The organism is Thermoactinospora rubra, from assembly GCF_002093975.1.
GTDB classification, from domain to species: Bacteria; Actinomycetota; Actinomycetes; order Streptosporangiales; family Streptosporangiaceae; genus Nonomuraea; species Nonomuraea rubra_A.
On sequence record NZ_MSZZ01000052.1, the window covers coordinates 14698 to 32175 of the forward strand.

Annotated in this window: 22 protein-coding genes and 1 tRNA gene; 19 read left to right on the forward strand and 4 right to left on the reverse strand. The window is 69.5% G+C overall.

Annotation, left to right across the window (positions count from 1 at the left end; translation table 11 throughout):
- Position 1: 1 nt before the first annotated feature.
- The 4 genes from BSB02_RS31620 to BSB02_RS31635 all read left to right on the forward strand — a co-directional run bounded on the left by BSB02_RS31620 (position 2) and on the right by BSB02_RS31635 (position 2489).
- Entirely contained in the window at positions 2-409 is a 408-nt protein-coding gene (locus BSB02_RS31620; RefSeq protein WP_084964571.1) for an ATP-binding protein, read from the forward strand.
- Entirely contained in the window at positions 403-681 is a 279-nt protein-coding gene (locus BSB02_RS31625; RefSeq protein WP_084964573.1) for a hypothetical protein, read from the forward strand. The genes BSB02_RS31620 and BSB02_RS31625 overlap by 7 nt, the downstream gene beginning before the upstream one ends.
- Before the next feature lie 146 nt (positions 682-827).
- Positions 828-1667 carry a sigma-70 RNA polymerase sigma factor region 4 domain-containing protein gene (locus BSB02_RS31630; RefSeq protein ID WP_084964575.1) on the forward strand — a complete coding sequence of 280 codons (840 nt, stop codon included), beginning with the start codon at positions 828-830 and terminating at the stop codon, positions 1665-1667.
- A gap of 3 nt (positions 1668-1670) precedes the next feature.
- The gene (locus tag BSB02_RS31635) at positions 1671-2489 is read left to right on the forward strand and encodes a protein phosphatase 2C domain-containing protein (protein ID WP_084964577.1); all 819 of its coding nucleotides are present in this window, start codon (positions 1671-1673) and stop codon (positions 2487-2489) included.
- Positions 2490-2494: 5 nt separating this feature from the next.
- On the opposite strand, the gene BSB02_RS40785 is transcribed toward BSB02_RS31635, so the two are convergent.
- Positions 2495-2638 carry a hypothetical protein gene (locus BSB02_RS40785; protein ID WP_158088784.1) on the reverse strand — a complete coding sequence of 48 codons (144 nt, stop codon included), beginning with the start codon at positions 2636-2638 and terminating at the stop codon, positions 2495-2497.
- A gap of 189 nt (positions 2639-2827) precedes the next feature.
- On the opposite strand from BSB02_RS40785, the gene BSB02_RS31645 reads away from it, so the two are divergent.
- The 8 genes from BSB02_RS31645 to BSB02_RS31675 all read left to right on the forward strand — a co-directional run bounded on the left by BSB02_RS31645 (position 2828) and on the right by BSB02_RS31675 (position 8429).
- Positions 2828-3253, forward strand: coding sequence for a plasmid replication, integration and excision activator (locus BSB02_RS31645; RefSeq protein WP_084964581.1), 426 nt, complete (start codon positions 2828-2830; stop codon positions 3251-3253).
- Positions 3250-3513 carry a hypothetical protein gene (locus tag BSB02_RS31650; RefSeq protein ID WP_143591390.1) on the forward strand — a complete coding sequence of 88 codons (264 nt, stop codon included), beginning with the start codon at positions 3250-3252 and terminating at the stop codon, positions 3511-3513. Before BSB02_RS31645 ends, BSB02_RS31650 begins: the two co-directional genes overlap by 4 nt.
- A complete protein-coding gene (locus BSB02_RS31655; RefSeq protein WP_084964585.1) occupies positions 3510-3818 on the forward strand; it encodes a hypothetical protein in 309 nt (102 codons plus the stop codon). The genes BSB02_RS31650 and BSB02_RS31655 overlap by 4 nt, the downstream gene beginning before the upstream one ends.
- 88 nt (positions 3819-3906) lie before the next feature.
- Entirely contained in the window at positions 3907-5328 is a 1422-nt protein-coding gene (locus BSB02_RS31660) for an FtsK/SpoIIIE domain-containing protein (RefSeq protein WP_084964586.1), read from the forward strand.
- Positions 5325-5480, forward strand: coding sequence for a hypothetical protein (locus BSB02_RS40790; protein ID WP_158088785.1), 156 nt, complete (start codon positions 5325-5327; stop codon positions 5478-5480). Before BSB02_RS31660 ends, BSB02_RS40790 begins: the two co-directional genes overlap by 4 nt.
- Entirely contained in the window at positions 5477-7084 is a 1608-nt protein-coding gene (locus BSB02_RS31665) for a replication initiator (protein WP_084964588.1), read from the forward strand. The genes BSB02_RS40790 and BSB02_RS31665 overlap by 4 nt, the downstream gene beginning before the upstream one ends.
- Positions 7081-7305, forward strand: coding sequence for a helix-turn-helix domain-containing protein (locus BSB02_RS31670; protein ID WP_084964590.1), 225 nt, complete (start codon positions 7081-7083; stop codon positions 7303-7305). Before BSB02_RS31665 ends, BSB02_RS31670 begins: the two co-directional genes overlap by 4 nt.
- On the forward strand, positions 7302-8429 hold the full coding sequence (locus BSB02_RS31675) for a tyrosine-type recombinase/integrase (RefSeq protein WP_143591392.1): 1128 nt from the start codon (positions 7302-7304) through the stop codon (positions 8427-8429). Before BSB02_RS31670 ends, BSB02_RS31675 begins: the two co-directional genes overlap by 4 nt.
- Before the next feature lie 83 nt (positions 8430-8512).
- Here the strand turns inward: BSB02_RS31675 and BSB02_RS31680 are convergent.
- A tRNA-Gly gene (locus tag BSB02_RS31680) sits at positions 8513-8583 on the reverse strand.
- Positions 8584-8668: 85 nt separating this feature from the next.
- Between BSB02_RS31680 and dcd the strand changes: the two genes are divergently transcribed.
- The 3 genes from dcd (at position 8669) to BSB02_RS31695 (ending at position 11323) form a co-directional block, all read left to right on the forward strand.
- Entirely contained in the window at positions 8669-9244 is a 576-nt protein-coding gene (gene dcd / locus BSB02_RS31685; protein WP_084964668.1) for a dCTP deaminase, read from the forward strand.
- A 429-nt stretch (positions 9245-9673) separates the two neighbouring features.
- Positions 9674-10291, forward strand: a complete 618-nt coding sequence (locus tag BSB02_RS31690) for a DUF47 domain-containing protein (RefSeq protein WP_084964592.1) — start codon at positions 9674-9676, stop codon at positions 10289-10291.
- Positions 10292-11323 carry an inorganic phosphate transporter gene (locus BSB02_RS31695; protein WP_084964594.1) on the forward strand — a complete coding sequence of 344 codons (1032 nt, stop codon included), beginning with the start codon at positions 10292-10294 and terminating at the stop codon, positions 11321-11323.
- On the opposite strand, the gene mshD is transcribed toward BSB02_RS31695, so the two are convergent.
- Positions 11305-12249 carry a mycothiol synthase gene (mshD, locus tag BSB02_RS31700; RefSeq protein WP_240506810.1) on the reverse strand — a complete coding sequence of 315 codons (945 nt, stop codon included), beginning with the start codon at positions 12247-12249 and terminating at the stop codon, positions 11305-11307. The two genes, BSB02_RS31695 and mshD, sit on opposite strands and share 19 nt — an antisense overlap.
- Before the next feature lie 108 nt (positions 12250-12357).
- Between mshD and BSB02_RS31705 the strand changes: the two genes are divergently transcribed.
- The 3 genes from BSB02_RS31705 to BSB02_RS31715 all read left to right on the forward strand — a co-directional run bounded on the left by BSB02_RS31705 (position 12358) and on the right by BSB02_RS31715 (position 15876).
- Positions 12358-14100 (forward strand): bifunctional metallophosphatase/5'-nucleotidase, encoded by a 1743-nt coding sequence (locus BSB02_RS31705; protein WP_084964598.1) that lies wholly within the window; start codon positions 12358-12360, stop codon positions 14098-14100.
- A 145-nt stretch (positions 14101-14245) separates the two neighbouring features.
- Entirely contained in the window at positions 14246-14914 is a 669-nt protein-coding gene (locus tag BSB02_RS31710; RefSeq protein WP_143591394.1) for a hypothetical protein, read from the forward strand.
- Between the two features lie 26 nt (positions 14915-14940).
- Positions 14941-15876: a ribose-phosphate diphosphokinase gene (locus BSB02_RS31715; RefSeq protein ID WP_084964670.1), complete on the forward strand. Its 936-nt coding sequence runs from the start codon at positions 14941-14943 to the stop codon at positions 15874-15876.
- Between the two features lie 16 nt (positions 15877-15892).
- On the opposite strand, the gene BSB02_RS31720 is transcribed toward BSB02_RS31715, so the two are convergent.
- Complete coding sequence (locus tag BSB02_RS31720; RefSeq protein ID WP_240506811.1) at positions 15893-16696, reverse strand: SDR family NAD(P)-dependent oxidoreductase; 804 nt, start codon at positions 16694-16696, stop codon at positions 15893-15895.
- A 62-nt stretch (positions 16697-16758) separates the two neighbouring features.
- Here BSB02_RS31720 and BSB02_RS31725 point away from each other — a divergent pair, with 62 nt between their 5' ends.
- Entirely contained in the window at positions 16759-17394 is a 636-nt protein-coding gene (locus BSB02_RS31725) for a maleylpyruvate isomerase N-terminal domain-containing protein (RefSeq protein WP_084964602.1), read from the forward strand.
- The last annotated feature ends 84 nt before the right edge of the window (positions 17395-17478 follow it).

Genomic DNA, 17478 nt, shown 5'->3' on the forward strand with positions numbered 1-17478 from the left:
CATGCCGTCCTGGCGCTTCTCCCGCTACTTCCTCGGCTCCGCCCCCTCCGTCCGGGAAGCCCGCCGCTTCGTCGCCGCCCTCCTCCCCGGCTCGCCCCTCGCCCACGACGCCGAGCTGATCGTGAGCGAGCTGGCCACCAACGCGATCCGGCACTCTGCCAGCGGACGCTTCGACGGCCGGTTCGTCGTCACCGTGCAGTCCCATCCCGATCAGCTCTGGCTCGGCGTCCTCGACGAGGGAAGCCCCTGCTCCCCCAAGGCACTCCGCCCCTGCCCCGAAGGCGAGAACGGGCGCGGCCTGCTCCTCGTCTCCTCCCTCGCCGATGACTGGGGCGTCTGGGGCGACCACCGTGGGCGGACCGTCTGGGCGGTGCTCCGCCGGCCGGTCCGCAAGGAAGCGGCATGCTGAGGCCCGGCTGCCTGGCGCCACATCCGCCGGCGTCGCAGGCCGACTGCATGCGGCTGGAGTGGCTGGATCCCCGGCTCGACGGACGGTGCCGTGTCCGGGACTGGACCTGCGACTGCCGCGCCGTCTACTACGAGCTGTGCGAATCCGGCGGCCTCGCCTTCGTACGGCGCGTCGTCCAAGGCGATGACCGCATCGTCGCCGAGACTCATCGCGTACGGATCGCCGAAGCGCATGCGATCTGGAAGGCCATTCTCAGCGGGCAAGCCAGATGAGCCCACGAGGGGTCCCTCGACGGCGTTCGGCGATTCGGGCGGTCAGTTTCCTAACCGGCGAACCGATCAAAATTGGCCCTTCCTGGGGAAGAGACGACATACTGTCTAGAGCCCTAGACTCTCTAGGAGCCTTGCGAGGGGGACCCATGCCGCCGAGTGACGTTGAGCGCATCGCCGCCATCAAAGACCCGTTCCAACTGCTGCGGGTCGCCACCGAACGCCTCAACGCCGCCCAGCAAGAGGTCACCGAACTGGCCCGGCTCCGCCGCCGCGTGATCCAGGAACTTCACGCCCAGGGTCTCTCCTATGCCCAGATCGCCAAGGAAGCCGGCCTCACCCGGGGCCGCATCCACCAGATCCGGCACACCGGCCCGGCCCCCGAGGGCGCCTTCCTCGGCACCGGCACCATCACCCTGGCCACTCCCCTCAAGCAGGAAGCCGTCAACGCCCGCCCCGTGGTCGCCATGGAAGACGTCACCGCCGCCAAGCGCCTGGAAGACCTCGCCCGCGGCTTCGACCTGGCCATGGAACTGGAACACGTCCCCCTCGGCGGCCAGATCGACGTCAACCGCCCCAACCTCATCGTCATCTGCGGCCCCAAGCTCTCCCCGGTCATGGCCCAGCTGTATGAATCCGACCCCGTCCTGGAGTGGGTCAAGGACGACGCCTGGACGCTGCGCGACCGCCGTACCGGCCAGATCTACCGCTCCGGCTCCGACAGCCAACCGCCGCGCCCGGTCGACTACGCCTATCTCGGCCGTCTCCCCCGCCCGGACGACAAGGGCACCCTGCTGGTGTTCACCGGCATCCACCCTCAAGGCACCCTCGGCGTGGTGCAGCTGCTCCAGACCGAGATCGCCACCCTGTGGGGGCAAGTCGGCGACAAGCGCTTCTCCACCGTCGTCGGCGTGGAGTACGACCCGCAAACCGGGGAACCGGTGAGGTCTGAGCTGGCCAGTCCGCTGTACCGCCACGAGGAGGACTAAAGCGTGCGGGTCACCTTCGCCACCCAAGCGGCCCCCGGCCGCCCGAACGAGGACTTCGTCGCCGCCACCCCGGACGCCGTCGTGCTGCTGGACGGCTCCGGCACTCCCCCGGGCTCCGAGTCGGGCTGCTCGCACGGCGTCGCCTGGTACGCCCGCACGCTCGGCTCCACCCTGCTCGCCGCCATGACGCAAAGCGCCGGCCCCCTGCCCGAGCTGCTGGCCGAGGGCATTAAGACCGTCGCCTCCCTACATGACGGCACCTGCGACCTGACCCATCCCGGCTCCCCCTCGGCCACCGTGATCATGCTCCGCCGTACCGCTGACGCCCTGGACTGGCTGGTCTTGGCCGACTCGGTCCTGATCCTGGACATGGCCGGTACGGCAGAGCCGACCGTGATCGTCGATGACCGGGAAGCCCTGGTCGGGCGGCAATACCGGGCCGCCATGGACGCCCTCGCCTCCGGCAGCCCCGAACACGTCGCCGCGCACCGCGACTACGTCGAAATCCTGCGCGCCTACCGCAACCGCGACGGCGGCTTCTGGGTCGCCGCCACCGATCCCCTGGCCGCCGAGCAGGCGCTCACCGGCAACCTGCCCCTCGACCAGGTGAAGGCGGCAGCACTGCTGAGCGACGGCGCGTCTCGTCCGGTCGATCGCTTCGCGCTGATGTCCTGGCGCGACCTTCTCGACGTGCTGGCCGGTCAGGGTCCCGAGGAGCTGATCCATCAGGTACGGCAGGCCGAGAACTCCGACCCGCACGGCTCACGCTGGCCGCGTGGCAAGGCGTTCGACGATGCGACGGCGGCGTACGTCCGGCTCTGACCTGCTCACCACTTGCCGGAGCGGCGCTCCAGCTTGGTCAGGAGGATGCCCACGATGGCACCCAGCACCGGCAGCACCAGCAAGACGAGCGCAACGAAGATCAAATCCCAGTCGGACGCGAGCATGTCCCGCCCAGCGGCATGCAGCACGAAGCATCCCCCGTAGGTAATCACCCCGACCCTAGTCACAAGGCGCTCCAACAAGATAGACCCGCCATGTTTACCCCCCTAGACAGTTCGGGGATACTCAGGTTATCGTCCTCTGCATAGCCCCCTAGACAGAACCCACAGCGGAACGGCCGCAACTGTCTAGGGGGATAGACGAAGGAGTGGTACACCATGGCTCTCCAGGGACCCATCCCTGTGACGTTCGAGATGGTCTTCCCGCACGGCTGCTACATCGTCGGGGAGGTCGAGCCGGTCAAGGACTTCGACGCCTCGACCGGCGGCCGGTTCGTCCAGGCCCGCGACAAGCAGACCGGTGAACTCGTCTGGCAGGTCTCAGTCATGGACGGCGACCCGACGCTCAAGGCCGCGCAGAAGACCGTCGCGGTGAAGATCCTCAGCCCGACCCAGCCGGTTCCTCCGCCGCCCATGCCGGGGCTGCCGTTCACGCCGGTGGAGTTCGGCCACATCACGGTCACGCCGTACGTCAACGGCAGTGGTCGGCTGGCCTACTCCATCAAGGTCCGCGAGATGCGGGCGCCCCGGGCGACGGCCAACGCCGGCAAGCCCGCTCCGGCGAGCGCGAAGGACGCGGCGTGATGGGGCGGCGGCAGGCTCGGCCGACGAGCATCATCACCCTCAACACCGCCTCCGGCGCGACGGTGGAGAACCACGCCTACCCGCTGCGCACGCCGATCCTGGCGCTGGCCTTCGGGCTGGTCCAGGTGCAGATCGCCACCTCGGCGTCGGATCACGTCACGGCGGCCGAGGTGGAGTTCGCCCGCCAGCTGGCCCAGCAAGCGCAGGACTTCGCCCGGTGCGTGGAGCGCATCCACCGGCGTGGGGTGATCGCGGCATGAGCGATCGCGGCCCATACACCTACGTCACGGTGACCATGCAGCCCGACGAGGCTCCTTGTCTCGTCGTCTCCTTCTACACGGCGGATCTGCATATTCGCGCCGGAGTGATCGACGGGCGACGGCCGTACTTCACGGTCAGCTCCGACGAGGCGGACGTGTGGATCTCCACCACCGGAGGTGGACAGGTCACCGGCGCCGACCTGCGTACCGCACGCCTGATCTTCGACGCCGCCGCTCGCTACCTGGCCGACTGCGAGCGGCTGCACATCCACCAGTCGGCCCAGGACGCCACGGATGCGGCCTGAGGTGCAAGCGGGGCCGCCAGAAGCGGCAACTTCCGGCGGCCCCTTGATCTTCCTCAACACGCGAATGTCTGGAAGGACACCAAGCCTAATGTTCAAGAAGATGCCCGGCGACGAGCCGCACCGCATCGTCTCGACCACCCCCGATACGGCGGTCGTGTTCAAACCGGCCGTCGTGCAGACACCCGCGATCATCACGCTCATCGTCTTCGCCTGGCGCGCCATGGTGAGCCTCGTCCGTACCGTGTGGCGGCATCCCGTGGCCGCCCTGGTCGCGGTCACGCCCTGCGTCCTGACCGTCCTGTACGGCTGGCGCGTCACGCTCATCGTGGCCACGATCGTCCTTGTCGGCCTGACCGGCTGGGGCCTCCTCGACCGGCCATCCTTCGCCGCGCTGGTGGGCCGGCGGTTGCTGGCCTGGTGGCGGCTGGTCTGGGTGTACCGGCGGCACTGGCAACCCGTCATGATCGTCTCCGGGCTCGGCAAGCACATCCGGGGCCGCGACTACCTGCCCAAGCTCGGCACGGTCACCTGCACCTCATGGGCGGACATCGTCACCGTCCGCATGCTCAACGGCCAGGCGGTCAAGGACTGGGCCGACCGGACCGACAACCTCGCCCGCGGCTTCAGCGCGGAATCCTGCCGTGTCGCCGTGATCAAGGGCGGACGGCTGCGGCTCACCTTCCCCCGGCGTGACCCGCTGGCCACGCCCCTCCCGGCTCTGCCCCTCCCCGAGGCGGCCTCGGTGGGGCCGGTCGAGATCGGCAAGCAGGAAGACGGCTCGCCGTGGCGGCTGAAGGTCCACGGCACGCATGTCCTGGTGGCCGGGGCGACCGGGGCGGGCAAGGGCTCGATCCTGTGGTCGACCATCCGCGGCCTGCTCCCCGCGATGCGGGCGGGCCTGGTCGAGCTGTGGGCGCTCGATCCCAAGCTGATGGAGCTGTCCTACGGCCGCGCCCTGTTCGGCTCCCGGTATGCGGCCGACCCCGGCGACTGCGCCGATCTGCTCGACGACGCGGTGAAGGTCATGCAGGCGCGTGCCGCCCGGTTCGCCGGCCACCAGCGCAACCACACCCCCACGATCGAAGATCCGTTCGTCCTGATCATCGTCGATGAGGTGGCGTTCCTGACCGCCTACCAACCCGACAAGCAGCTCCGGCACCGCATCTCCGCCGCCCTGGCGACGCTCACCACCCAGGGCCGGGCGGTCGGGATCGGCGTCATGGCCGCCTTGCAGGACCCGCGCAAGGAGGTCATGAACATCCGCAACCTGTTCCCCGACAAGATCGCCCTCCGGCTGGATGAGTCCGAACAGGTCGACATGGTCCTCGGCGACGGCGCACGGGATCGCGGGGCGCTGGCCGACCACATCTCACCGGTTCCCGAGCTGGGCGCCGGCGTCGGTTACGTCCGGCTGGAGACGAGTCCTGACCCGGTGCGGGTCCGCGCGGCCTACGTCTCCGACGAGGACATCCGCGCCATGGTCGCAGAGTTCGGCGGTGAGACCCGATGACACTGGCTCACTTCCTGGACAACCTGCGCTGCGCCGACTGCGGCGCGCTCAACGTCTTGTGGCTCGACCCGGTCCGCGCGCTGGTCGAGTGCCGCGAGTGCGGGGCCTCCGCACTCACCGTCCCCGACACCGACGACGGGAGGACCGCATGACAGATCGTTCTCTGCCTCGCGCGGTACGGCTGGCCATGCCGCACGCCCGCGACGTCGTCGAAGAGGTCGCCAAGCTGCACGGCGTGTGCATCCGGCCCATCCCGCTCAAGCGCCTGGACACCCACACCGGTCGGTGGGACCTCATCGACGTCCCGTGCGGCTCGACGCTGGAGAGCAAGTGCCCGCCCTGCGCCAAGCGCAACCGGCACCTACGCATGGCCCAATGCCGCGAGGGCTGGCACCTCGACCACGAGCCGGTCATCACCCCGGAGGAGGCCACCGACGAGCAGCGCTGGCTGATCGAGTTCCGTGCCGACATGCAGGCCCAACGCGACCACGCCGCAGCGGCCGGCGGGGACACCACCGACCTGGACGCCGTCCTCACCGCGATCGATGAGGAGATCAACGCCGCGGGCATGCGGGGGAGCGTCCTGGGCCGCACCGCCCCCAAGCGGGTCCGCTCCACCAAGCGCCGTCAGGACGCACCGGATCTGCCCCGGCGCAAGGTGGCCAGCACCACGCTGGGCCGCACCTTCCAGGCTCCGGACGGCAAGGTCTACCGGCCCTCGCTGTTCGTCACCCTCACCCTGCCGTCCTACGGCAAGGTGCGTGACGGCGTGCCGGTCGACCCGGACGCCTACGACTACGCCCGGGCCGCTCGCGACGCGCTGCACTTCGCCAAGCTCGTCGACCGGTTCGTGCAGAACCTGCGCCGGGTCGCCGGGTATGACGTGCAGTACTTCGCCGCCGTCGAGCCACAAAAGCGGCTGGCGCCGCACCTGCACATGGCCATCCGCGGCACCCTCCCGCGCGCGGAGGTCAAGCAGATCGCCGCCGCCACCTACCACCAGGTGTGGTGGCCCCAAGCCGACACGGTCATCTACGACGGTGAGCACCTGCCGGTTTGGGAGGACGGGACTGGTTACCTCGACCCCGACACCGGGGAAGTCCTCCCCACCTGGGATGAGGCCCTTGACCGGCTCGACGCCGACGAGGATGCCGAACCGTTGCATGTGATCCGGTTCGGCGACCAGGTCGACGTCAAGGGCGTGCTGGCCGGAACCCGTGATGCCGACCAGTGCATCCGGTACCTGGCCAAGTACCTGACCAAGAGTCTCGGCGAGAGCCTGGATGACGGCGGCCCGGCCCGGCGCGAGCACGCGGCCCGCCTGGTCGAGGCCCTGCGCTTCGAGCCCTGCTCGCCGACCTGCCCGAACTGGCTGCGCTACGGCGTGCAACCCAAGCACGCCAAGCGGGGGATGACTCCCGGCCGCTGCCGCTCCAAGGCGCACAAGCCCGACCACCTCGGCTACGCCGGCCGTCGCGTCCTGGTCTCCCGCAAGTGGTCCAACAAGACCCTGGCCGAACACCGGCAAGACCGCCGTACCTGGGTGCTGGAAGCCCTCGGCCTGCCCGCGGAGGCCACCAACCCACACCGCTACGTCTGGAAGCCCGTCCCGGCCGGTGACGCCAACCTGCCCCCGCTGGCCGTACGGCTGCTGAGATCCATCCACCAACGCCAACGCTGGCGCGCCCACCTCCGCCAGCTGGAAGCCCAAGCCACCGGCCAAGATCTTTCGGCAACTGAAGGGAGAGCGGCATGAGCAATACGGCTAAGCGACCGGCCGACCGCCTCCTGACGGTGGCCGAAGTCGCCGAACGGCTCGGCACAACCGAGCGATTCCCTCGGCGCCTCATAGAGGAACGCCGGATCACCTTCGTCCGTCTGGGGCGCAAGGTCCGCATTCCCGAATCCGCACTCAACGACTTCATCGCGGCGGGGCTCGTTCACCCGATCAACACTCGTCCCGGGAGAGCGGCATGAGCAAGCGTCGGTTCGGCCGCGTTCGGAAGCTCCCCTCGGGCCGGTACCAGGCCAGATATCCCGGTCCCGATGGTGTGGACCGTCCAGCACCGCAAACCTTCGCCACGAAGAAGGAGGCGGAGATCTGGCTGAGCAAGAAAGAAACCGAGATCCACGAGGGCGACTGGATCAACCCCGACCTCGGCAAGGTCAGCTTCAAAGAGTACGGCACCGCCTGGGTCGAGGAACGCCCCGGCCTTCGCCCCAAGACGGTCCAGCTCTATGAAGGGCTGCTCCGCATCCACCTCATCCCGACTTTCGGCAACCGGACGATCGCGGAGGTCAAGGAGCCGCACGTCAGGAAGTGGCGCAAGACGCTGCTCGACAACGGGGTGGGACCGGTGACCGTCGCCAAGGCGTACCGGCTGCTCAAGGCCATCTTCAACACCGCCGTGAGCGACGGGCTGATCAAGTCCAATCCCTGCAAGATCAAGGGCGCTGGCAGGGAGGACTCACCAGAGCGGCCCGTGCTCACCGTCAAGCAAGTCTTCACGCTGGCCGACTCGATCGAGCCTCGCTTCCGCATGCTCGTCCTGCTGGCCACCTTCGCAAGCCTGCGCTGGGGCGAGTTGGCCGCACTCCAGCGGCGGAACATCGACCTGGAAGCGGGAACGATCCGCGTCGTTGCCACCACGACGGAACTCAAGGACGGCTCGATCACTCTCGGCCCGCCCAAGTCCGATGCGGGCAAGCGCGTCGTCAGCATTCCCGCGATGCTCCTGCCCGGCTTGAAGGCCCACATGGAGACCTATGCCGAGCGGGGTGACGAGGGGCATGTGTTCGTCGGCCCCAAGGGCGCCAAGCTGCGGCGGGCCAACTTCACCCGTGTCTGGGCGGCGGCGCTCAGGAAGGCCGGCCTTTCCGGCATCCACTTCCACGACCTTCGCCACACCGGCAACGACCTCGCGGCCCGCTCCGGCGCAAGCCTTCGCGACCTGATGACCCGCATGGGCCACTCGACCACGCGGGCCGCGCTGATCTACCAGCACACCGCGATGGAGCGTGACCGAGCCATCGCCGACGCCCTCGGCAAGCTCGCCGAGGAGGCCATCACGAAGCAAGATCAGGAAGGATCGGGCACGTAACGGGCACGGAAGATCGAAAACGCATCCGGAAAGATCGAACGCCAGGTCGGGAATCCATCCCTGACCTGGCTTTTCATAGTGAGAGCGGGTGACGGGAATCGAACCCGCGCTGTCAGCTTGGGAAGCTGATGTTCTGCCATTGAACTACACCCGCGTCGGCCAGAGGCCGCGATCCCACTGTAGCGGAAACCCGGAGCACTTCGGCAAGCCAGAACCCCGCACACGGTAAGTTGCTCAGCGTGTTGCTTTCCGACCGAGACATCCTCGCCGAGATCGAAGCCGGGCGGCTCAAGCTCGATCCCTTCGACGAGGAGATGATCCAGCCGTCAAGCATAGACGTACGCCTGGACCGCTACTTCAGGGTCTTCGAAAACCATCGGTACCCCCACATCGACCCCGCGGTGGAGCAGCCGGACCTGACCAGGATGGTCGAGCCGGAGGGTGACGAGCCGTTCATCCTCCATCCGGGCGAGTTCGTGCTCGCGAGCACCTACGAGGTGGTCACGCTCGCGGACGACCTGGCGTCCAGGCTGGAGGGCAAGTCGAGCCTGGGCCGGCTCGGGTTGCTCACGCACTCGACCGCCGGCTTCATCGACCCCGGGTTCAGCGGGCACGTGACGCTGGAGCTGTCCAATGTCGCGACGTTGCCGATCAAGCTGTGGCCGGGCATGAAGATCGGGCAGCTGTGCGTGTTCAAGCTCAGCTCTCCCGCCGATCACCCCTATGGCTCCGAGCGGTACGGCTCGCGGTACCAAGGTCAGCGCGGCCCCACGCCATCGAGATCGTTCCTCAACTTCCACCGGACGAAGGTCTGAGACGAAGCAGCACAACGCCGTCCCCATACACTCTTTCCTCGGGACGGGGCCCCCGCCTGGACGTCCCTCTACGAGGCGCGAGAAGGTTTGAGTGCACACGGCCGGGAAACCGCCATGCCGCCGCACGAAACAAGCCCGAGACACAAGCCCAGGGCGCAACCCCCGGACACACACCCCCTGAACCCCACCCCTCGACCCATGCCGCCCGAAGGGAGATCCCACCACCGAGATCCAATCGCGGAAGGCGAGACCCACAGGCGGAACACGTGAGCCGAGAGGCCTTGCGGGGGAAGGCGCAAAAAGTGCTCACCGTACCGCCCAGCGCTGGTGTGGCACCACACACGGAGGGTAGCCAGGAGATGAAGTTCGCATTTCCGCTGGTAAGCCGTACCCTCTTCACGGACCATCCCCGCACATCTGGAGTACGACGTGCGACTGCGTCTCACGCCACGTGAGGACAGCTACTACGACCTGTTCGCGGACTCCGCGAACAACCTGGTCACCGCATCACGACTGCTCGTGGAGATCATCAGCGACGGATCGGACAGGGAAAGCCTGGCCGAGAAGATGCGTGCCTGCGAGCACACCGGTGACGAACGCACTCATGCGATCATGAACCGGTTGAATGAGAGCTTCATCACGCCCTTCGACCGCGAGGACATCTACCGCCTGGCCTCGAACCTGGACGATGTGATGGACGCCATGGAGGCGGCGTCCGACCTCATCGTCCTGTACCAGCTCGAACACCTGCCCAAGGACGTCGTCCGGCAGGTGGAGGTGCTGGAGCGCGCGGCGGAGCTGACGGCCGAGGCGATGCCGCGGCTGCGGTCGATGAAGAACCTCAACGAGTACTGGATCGAGGTCAACCGTCTGGAGAACCAGGCCGACCAGGTCTACCGGCGGTTGCTGGCCAAGCTCTTCAGCGGTGAGTACGACGCGCTCACCGTCATGAAGATGAAGGAGGTCATCGACGCGCTCGAGGAGGCCGCCGACGCCTTCGAGCACGTCGCCAACACGATCGAGTCGATCGCGGTCAAGGAAAGCTAAGTGGACCTCACGCTCGGCCTTGTCATCGGCGTGGTCGTCGTTGCGCTGGTCTTCGACTACACCAACGGCTTCCACGACGCGGCGAACGCCATCGCGACCTCGGTCTCCACCAGGGCGCTGACCCCCAGGGCGGCGCTGCTGATGGCGGCCGGCATGAACTTCATCGGCGCCCACCTCGGCACCCAGGTCGCCTCGACCGTGGGCAAGGGGATCATCACCGCGCCCGAGGGCAACCACGGGCTGGTGATCGTGGGCGCCGGGCTGGTGGGCGCGATCACCTGGAACCTCATCACCTGGTACTTCGGCCTGCCGTCCTCCTCCAGTCACGCGCTGATCGGCGGTCTCGTCGGTTCCGCACTGGCTTCCTCGCTCGTGCCTGTCCCGCCCGGTCAGGAGAGCACAGTGCAGTGGGCCGGCGTGGTGGAGAAGGTCGTCATCCCGATGATCGTCTCACCGCTGGTCGGCTTCTCGCTCGCCGCGCTAGTCATGATCGCGATTTATTGGATCTTCCGCAACGCGCATCCGGGAAGAGCCAACCGCGGGTTCCGGCACGCGCAGACCGTCTCGGCCGCCGCGATGGCGCTCGGCCACGGCCTGCAGGACGCGCAGAAGACCATGGGTGTGATCTTCCTGGCGCTGTTCACGGGCGGTTTCGTGGCCAAGGAGGACCCGATCCCGCAGTGGGTCATCCTGGCCGCCGCCGCCGCGATCGGCCTGGGCACGTACGCCGGAGGCTGGCGGATCATGCGCACGCTGGGCCGCCGGATCATCGCCCTGGAGCCGCCGCAGGGGTTCGCCGCCGAGACCGCCGCCTCGACCGTCCTGTACGGCGCGGCCATCGGGTTCGGCGCGCCGATCTCCACGACGCACACGATCACCAGCGCCATCATGGGCGTCGGGTCGACCAAGCGCCTGTCGGCGGTGCGGTGGGGCGTCGCGGGCAACATCGTCACGGCCTGGGTGCTGACCATCCCGATGGCCGCCCTGGTGGCCGCGGTGACGTTCTTCCCGCTCTACTGGCTGGTGGAGTGACCGGGTGACACGCGGCGCACGCCCGGGGTCGCGTACATCACGTCCACGTCCCACCGGCTGAACCCGAGGGACTCATACAGCCTGATCGCGGCCTGGTTGGCCTCGTCCACGTACAGCATGGCCTGGGCGAGGCCCCGCGAACGCAGGTGGCGCAGCCCGGCCAGCGTGAGGGCCTTCCCCAGGCCGGTGCCCTGCTGGGAGGGGTCGATGCCGACGACGTAGACCTCGCCGATGGGCTCATGCCCATGCTCGGACGAGCCGTGGATCTTCGTCCAATGGAACCCGACGAGCCTTGAATCCCGAAAAGCCAGGAAAAATCCGGCGGGGTCGAACCACGGCTCCGCCTCGCGCCGCCGCAGGTCCTCCAGCGTCCACGCCCCCTGCTCGGGGTGATTGGCGAACGCCGCCGCGTTGACCTTCAGCCACGCCTCCTCGTCCTGCCCCGGCACGAAGGTGCGCAGCCGTACCCCGTCGGGCCACGACGGCGCCGCCAGCGGCGCGAAGAGGGACCGCCGCATCTGCCACAGCGACCGCACCCGCTCGAACCCCATCGAGCGCGCCAGGGCCTCCGCGCCGGGCGACCCGCCGTGCGCCCACAGCCGCAGCCGTCCCCCGGTGAGGTCGAGGACGGCGCGCAGCAGGGCCTTGCCGTACCCGCGGCGGCGGAAGTCGGGGTGGATGACCAGCTCGCCGCTGGGCCCCTCGACCTCGTCGGTCGGGTCGACGTGCGCGTACCCGGCCAGGCGCGGCCCCTCGCGCAGCAGCACCGACCGCGCCCGGACGTCGCCGCCGTACCGCATGTGCAGCATGACGTGCTCGTTGAGGGGCCGCACCCCGTCGGCTTCCGTCGCCGCCTCGACCACGCCGAGCACCTCGGCGATCTCCCGGTCGTCGAGGCGCTGTCTGATCTCGGCGCGTGGAGTCACAGACCGAACTCTAGGCGTACGGCTGGCAAACAACGCCATAGGGCCGACCGGTGAATCGTTACCTTTGCGACATTCGATGCATGGGCGGACACCGTAACGTGAGGGCCCATGACGTCCCGTACCCTCCTCCGGCTCGCTCTGGCCGGAGCCGTCGCCGCGGGCGGGTTAGCCCTCGCCCCGCCGGTCACCGCGAGCCCGCAAAGCGCGGCCGTGCCGCACTCCACGATCCCCGTCCGTCTGCTGACCATCAACGACCTGCACGGCAACCTGGAGACCCCCAGCGGCTCCAGCGGCCGCATCACCGACGAGAACGGCGTGGTGGTCGAAGGCGCGGGCGGCGTGGCCCGCCTGGCCACCAAGATCAAGGAATTGCGGACCCGGAACACCATGCTGGTGGCCGCGGGCGACCTGATCGGCGCCTCGCCCCTCGTCTCGGCCGCCTACCACGACGAGCCCACCCTGGAGATCCTCGACCGGCTCGGCCTGCGCGCCTCCTCGGCCGGTAACCACGAGTTCGACGAGGGCTACGCCGAGCTCCAGCGCCTGATGAAGGGCGGCTGCCACCCGACCGACGGCTGCTCCCCGGCCGGCGAGTGGGAGGGCACGAGCTTCGACTTCCTGGCCGCCAACGTGCTGAAGGAAGGCAGCGGCCGGTACGCGCTGCCGCCCTTCTACGTCAAGTCGGTCAACGGGGTGAAGGTGGGCTTCATCGGCCTGGTCACCCAGACCACCCCCACGATCGTCACCGCCGAGGGCATCAAGGGCCTGCGGTTCACCGAGGAGGTGGAGGCGGCCAACAAGGTGTCGCGGTTCCTGGCCAGGCGCGGCGTGAAGGCGCAGGTCGTGCTCGTCCACGAGGGCGACCAGGTGACGCAGGGCCAGAGCCCCGACGCCTGCCCGGTGGTCGAGGGCGCGGGCTCGCGCATCGCCAAGAACCTCGACCCGCAGATCGACCTGGTGATCAGCGGGCACTCGCACCAGGCCTACATCTGCCGGACGACCGACCCGGCCGGCCAGCCGCGTTACTACACGCAGGGCTCATCGTTCGGGCGCGTGCTCACGCAGATCGACCTGCAGGTGGACAGGCGCACCCGTGACGTGGTCCGCTCGACGGTCACCGCCGACAACCACGTCATCCGGCCGACGATCACCCCGGACGCGGAGATCGCCGCCGCCGTGGCCACCTGGAAGGAGCGCAGCGCGGCCGTCGCCAACCGGCCCCTCGGCAGGATCACCGCCGACATCTCCAACGCGGTGAACAACACCTCGCCGCAGCTGGCCAACCCCGAGACCCCGCTGGGCAACCTCATCGCCGACTCCCAGCTCGCCGCGGCGCAGCCGGCCGGCGCGCAGGTCGCGCTGATGAACCCCGGCGGCATCCGCGCCCCGCTCACCTACGCCCAGAGCGGCAGCGAGGGCGACGGGGTCGTGACGTACGGCGAAGCCTTCACCGTCCAGCCGTTCGGCAACATCGTCCAGGTGCGCACCTACACCGGCGCCCAGCTGAAGGCCCTGCTGGAGCAGCAGGTCTGGAGCGTGGCGGCCAACGGCACGGTGACGCACCGCATCCTGCAGGTCTCCTCGTCGCTGACCTACACGTTCGACACGACCAAGCCGGTCGGCTCCCGGGTGTCCGACATCAAGATCAACGGCACGCCGGTGACCGACGGCCAGTCCGTCAGGATCGCGGCCAACAACTTCCTGATGGGCGGCGGCGACGGCTTCACGGTGTTCACGCAGGGCACCGACCTGTGGAGCGGGCCGATCGACCTGGACGCCTTCGGCGCCTACCTGACCGCCCACTCCCCGGTCGCCCCGCCGGCCACCGGCCGCATCACCTTCGTGAAGTAGCCGTCAAGTAGCCGTCAGGCAACCGCTCCGCGATTCCGATGGCCCGCGCCGCCCGCGCGGGCCATCGCCTTGTCCAGGCGGGCCACTTGCGCTCGACGAGGTACGGCTCGCGGGAACGTCACGGGAGCCGCCGCTCGTTGCCCGCGTGATGCGGTTCATCGAGTCGCGGGACGACATTGTCAGGTCGGCGGTCACCATCCTCCGCCGGCCTGGCACGCCGCTGCAGTTCGCGCTCTTCCCGATGGTCCACGTGGCCGAGCCCGCCTTCTACGAGCAGGTCGCGGCCCGGCTGCGCGGCTGCGGCCTCATCGTGGCCGAGGGGCTGCCGCACGCGGAGCTGAGGCAGCTCAGGCGGCTGGCCCGGGTGCGCTTCGACGGCCTGGTCGACCAGGTGGTGGCCCTGGACCTGGAGGCGCTGGGCGTGCCGGTGCTGTGGCCGGAGCGGCAGCCCGCCGACGAGCCGCCCGGCCCGTGGGATCCCGTCCTGGAGTCCGCCGGGGCCGCCGTGACGTGGCTGAGCCGCATCGCCTTCCCGCGCAACCTGCCGGACGTGGACGACACGACCAGGCCGCAGGAGCCCGCCTGGCCGCTCGGCAGGGCGTGGGACCGCTTCACCCTCCACGACCGCGACAAGGAGCTGCTGCTGGAGCTGGGCCGCGTCTTCCGGGCGCGGCAGCAGCAGCCGCTGGTCGTCGCCGTCGTCTACGGCGCCTACCACATGGCCGCCGTCGCCGGCTTCCTCACCGGCCGGCTCGGCTACCGCCCCGCCGAGACCGAGTGGCTGACCGTACGGCACGGCCCGGCGGCCGGGTGATACCGCGCCGGTGATCTAATGTGGGCGTGCGTGACATCACGGTCTTCAGCGGCAGCGCCCACCCCGCCCTGGCCCAGGAGATCTGCGCCCACCTCGGCGTGCCGCTGAGCCCCGTGCGGGTCAGCCGCTTCGCCAACGACTGCCTGGAAGTGCAGTTGCAGGCCAACTGCCGCGAGCGCGACGTATTCGTCATCCAGCCGCTCGTGCCGCCGGTGCAGGAGCACCTGGTCGAGCTGCTGCTGATGCTCGACGCGGCCCGGGGCGCCTCGGCGGCCCGCACGACGGTCGTCATGCCCCACTACGCCTACGCGCGCTCGGACAAGAAGGACGCGCCGCGCATCTCGATCGGCGGCCGGTTGGTGGCCGACCTGCTGGTGACGGCGGGGGCGAGCCGGGTGCTCACCATGACCCTGCACTCGCCGCAGGTGCACGGCTTCTTCAGCGTGCCCGTCGACAACCTCCATGCCCTGCGCGAGCTGGCCGCGCACTTCCGCCGCCACGACCTGGGCAACACCGTCGTGGTCTCCCCCGACCTGGGCAACGCCAAGGAGGCGGCCGCCTTCGCCCGGCTGCTCGGCGTCGAGGTCGCCGTCGGGGCCAAGCAGCGCTTCAGCGACGACCGGGTGGTCATCGGCACGGTGATCGGCGACGTGGCGGGCAAGGACGTGATCGTCCTCGACGACGAGATCGCCAAGGGCTCAACGGTGATCGAGCTGCTCGCACGGCTGCGGGAACGCGGCGCCCGGTCCTACCGGATCGCCTGCACGCACGGCCTGTTCGCGCACGGCGCGGTGGAGCGCCTGGCCGGCGAGCCGGACGTCCAGGAGATCGTCTGCACCAACACGGTGCCCGTGCCGGTGGCCGGCGACAAGCTCACCGTGCTGTCCGTCGCGCCCGCGCTCGCGGAGGCCATGCGCCGCATCCACGACGGCGAGTCGGTCAGCGCCCTGTTCACCACCTAAGCGCCCTGTTCACCACCTAATGGAGGCGGATCACGTTGCCGGTGACGCATCCGGCGGCGTCGGAGGCGAGGAAGGCGATGACCTCGGCGACGTCCTCCGGGCGGCCGATGTGCCGCAGCGGGCTGATCCCGGTCAGCGTCTCCCGCGCCTCGTCGGTGAGCCAGCCCGTGTCCGTCACCGGGGGATACACCATGTTGGCCGTGATGCCGTAGCGGCCGAGCTCGTGTGCCGCCGCCATGGTGTAGTTCTCCTGGGCCGCCTTCGCGGCGCCGTAGGAGACCTCGGTCGGGAAGCCCTGCGGGCCGCCCGAGGTGAGCCCGATGATGCGGCCCCACGTGGCGCCCCGCTCCACGTGGCGCCGCGCGAACTCGGCGATCAGCAGCGCGGGCGCGCGGGCGTCGACCGCGAACTGCCGGTCGAACGTGTCGGCCGACACACGGCGCATCGGACGCCCGAGGTCGTCGGCCGCGTCCGGCAGGAAGGTGTCCTGCACCCATCCGCTGGCGTTGTTGACCAGGATCTCCACCGGTCCGAGCGCCTCCTCGGCCCGGTCGAACAGCTCGCGGGCGCCGGCGGGGTCGGCCAGGTCCGCCTCGGCGGCCACGGCCGTGCCGCCCGCCTTGACGATCTCCTCCGCCACCTCCTCGGCCCCCGACGCGCGTGCCCTGTCGTACTCCTCGGGGAAAGCGGGATGAGCCAGCGGCTCCAGGCGCTTGTAAGTGAGAAAAACCTTCGCTCCGCGGGCGGCGAGGGTCACGGCCGTGGCGGCGCCGATGCCGTGGTTCGCGCCGGTCACCAGGGCCACACGTGCCTTCGTCAACGGTTCCTCCAAGGGCGGCGGGTTAGTCTTTGCACGGGCATGAATCCGAAGAAAGGGTACGCATGGGCAACGTCAGGGAGTCGTATCTGCTCGCCGCGTCCTCGGCGGTGTCGTTGCTGCGCGATCCGGCGGTGGCCGCCGCGTGGGGCAAGCCCAGCGCGCTGACGGAGTTCACCGTCGGCGGCCTGGCCGGTCACCTGGCCCAGCAGGTGTTCCGCGTGCCCCAGGCGCTGGAGGACGGCCACGACGGCGCCCCGATCCCCCTCAGCGAGCACTACGCCCGCTCGGCGTGGGTCAACGCGGGCCTCAGCCACGAGTCGAACGTCAGCATCCGCAAGGGCGGCGAGGCCGCGGCGGCGGACGGCCCGGCGGCGCTGGTGGCCCGGGCGCAGGAGGTGCTCGACGGCCTCAAGCAGGCACTCCCGGCCCAGCCGGAGGACCACGTCGTCTACCTGCCGTGGACGGAGTGGGCGCTCACGCTCGACGACTTCCTCCTCACCCGCATGATGGAGATCGTCGTGCACTCCGACGACCTGGCGGCCAGCGTCGGCATCCCGACCCCCGAGCTGCCGGGCGACATCATCGACCCCGTGGTCGACCTGCTGGCGCGGCTCGCGGTGCACAAGCACGGCCCGACCGCGGTGATCCGCGCGCTGAGCCGTACCGAACGGGCGCCCGCCACGATCAGCGCCTTCTGACGGACCGGGATTCCGGGTCCGGAATCCGCCGGAATTACCCGTCCGATCGCCGCCGGTCAGGCCTGGTGAGCTGCGAATACGTTC

What these genes read in the sequence shown, in the direction of transcription:
- BSB02_RS31620 (WP_084964571.1), top strand. Translation starts at nt 2, where the DNA reads ATGCCGTCCTGGCGCTTCTCCCGCTACTTCCTCGGCTCCGCCCCCTCC.
- BSB02_RS31625 (WP_084964573.1), top strand. Translation starts at nt 403, where the DNA reads ATGCTGAGGCCCGGCTGCCTGGCGCCACATCCGCCGGCGTCGCAGGCC.
- BSB02_RS31630 (WP_084964575.1), top strand. Translation starts at nt 828, where the DNA reads ATGCCGCCGAGTGACGTTGAGCGCATCGCCGCCATCAAAGACCCGTTC.
- BSB02_RS31645 (WP_084964581.1), top strand. Translation starts at nt 2,828, where the DNA reads ATGGCTCTCCAGGGACCCATCCCTGTGACGTTCGAGATGGTCTTCCCG.
- BSB02_RS31655 (WP_084964585.1), top strand. Translation starts at nt 3,510, where the DNA reads ATGAGCGATCGCGGCCCATACACCTACGTCACGGTGACCATGCAGCCC.
- BSB02_RS31660 (WP_084964586.1), top strand. Translation starts at nt 3,907, where the DNA reads ATGTTCAAGAAGATGCCCGGCGACGAGCCGCACCGCATCGTCTCGACC.
- BSB02_RS40790 (WP_158088785.1), top strand. Translation starts at nt 5,325, where the DNA reads ATGACACTGGCTCACTTCCTGGACAACCTGCGCTGCGCCGACTGCGGC.
- BSB02_RS31665 (WP_084964588.1), top strand. Translation starts at nt 5,477, where the DNA reads ATGACAGATCGTTCTCTGCCTCGCGCGGTACGGCTGGCCATGCCGCAC.
- BSB02_RS31670 (WP_084964590.1), top strand. Translation starts at nt 7,081, where the DNA reads ATGAGCAATACGGCTAAGCGACCGGCCGACCGCCTCCTGACGGTGGCC.
- BSB02_RS31675 (WP_143591392.1), top strand. Translation starts at nt 7,302, where the DNA reads ATGAGCAAGCGTCGGTTCGGCCGCGTTCGGAAGCTCCCCTCGGGCCGG.
- BSB02_RS31705 (WP_084964598.1), top strand. Translation starts at nt 12,358, where the DNA reads ATGACGTCCCGTACCCTCCTCCGGCTCGCTCTGGCCGGAGCCGTCGCC.
- BSB02_RS31725 (WP_084964602.1), top strand. Translation starts at nt 16,759, where the DNA reads ATGGGCAACGTCAGGGAGTCGTATCTGCTCGCCGCGTCCTCGGCGGTG.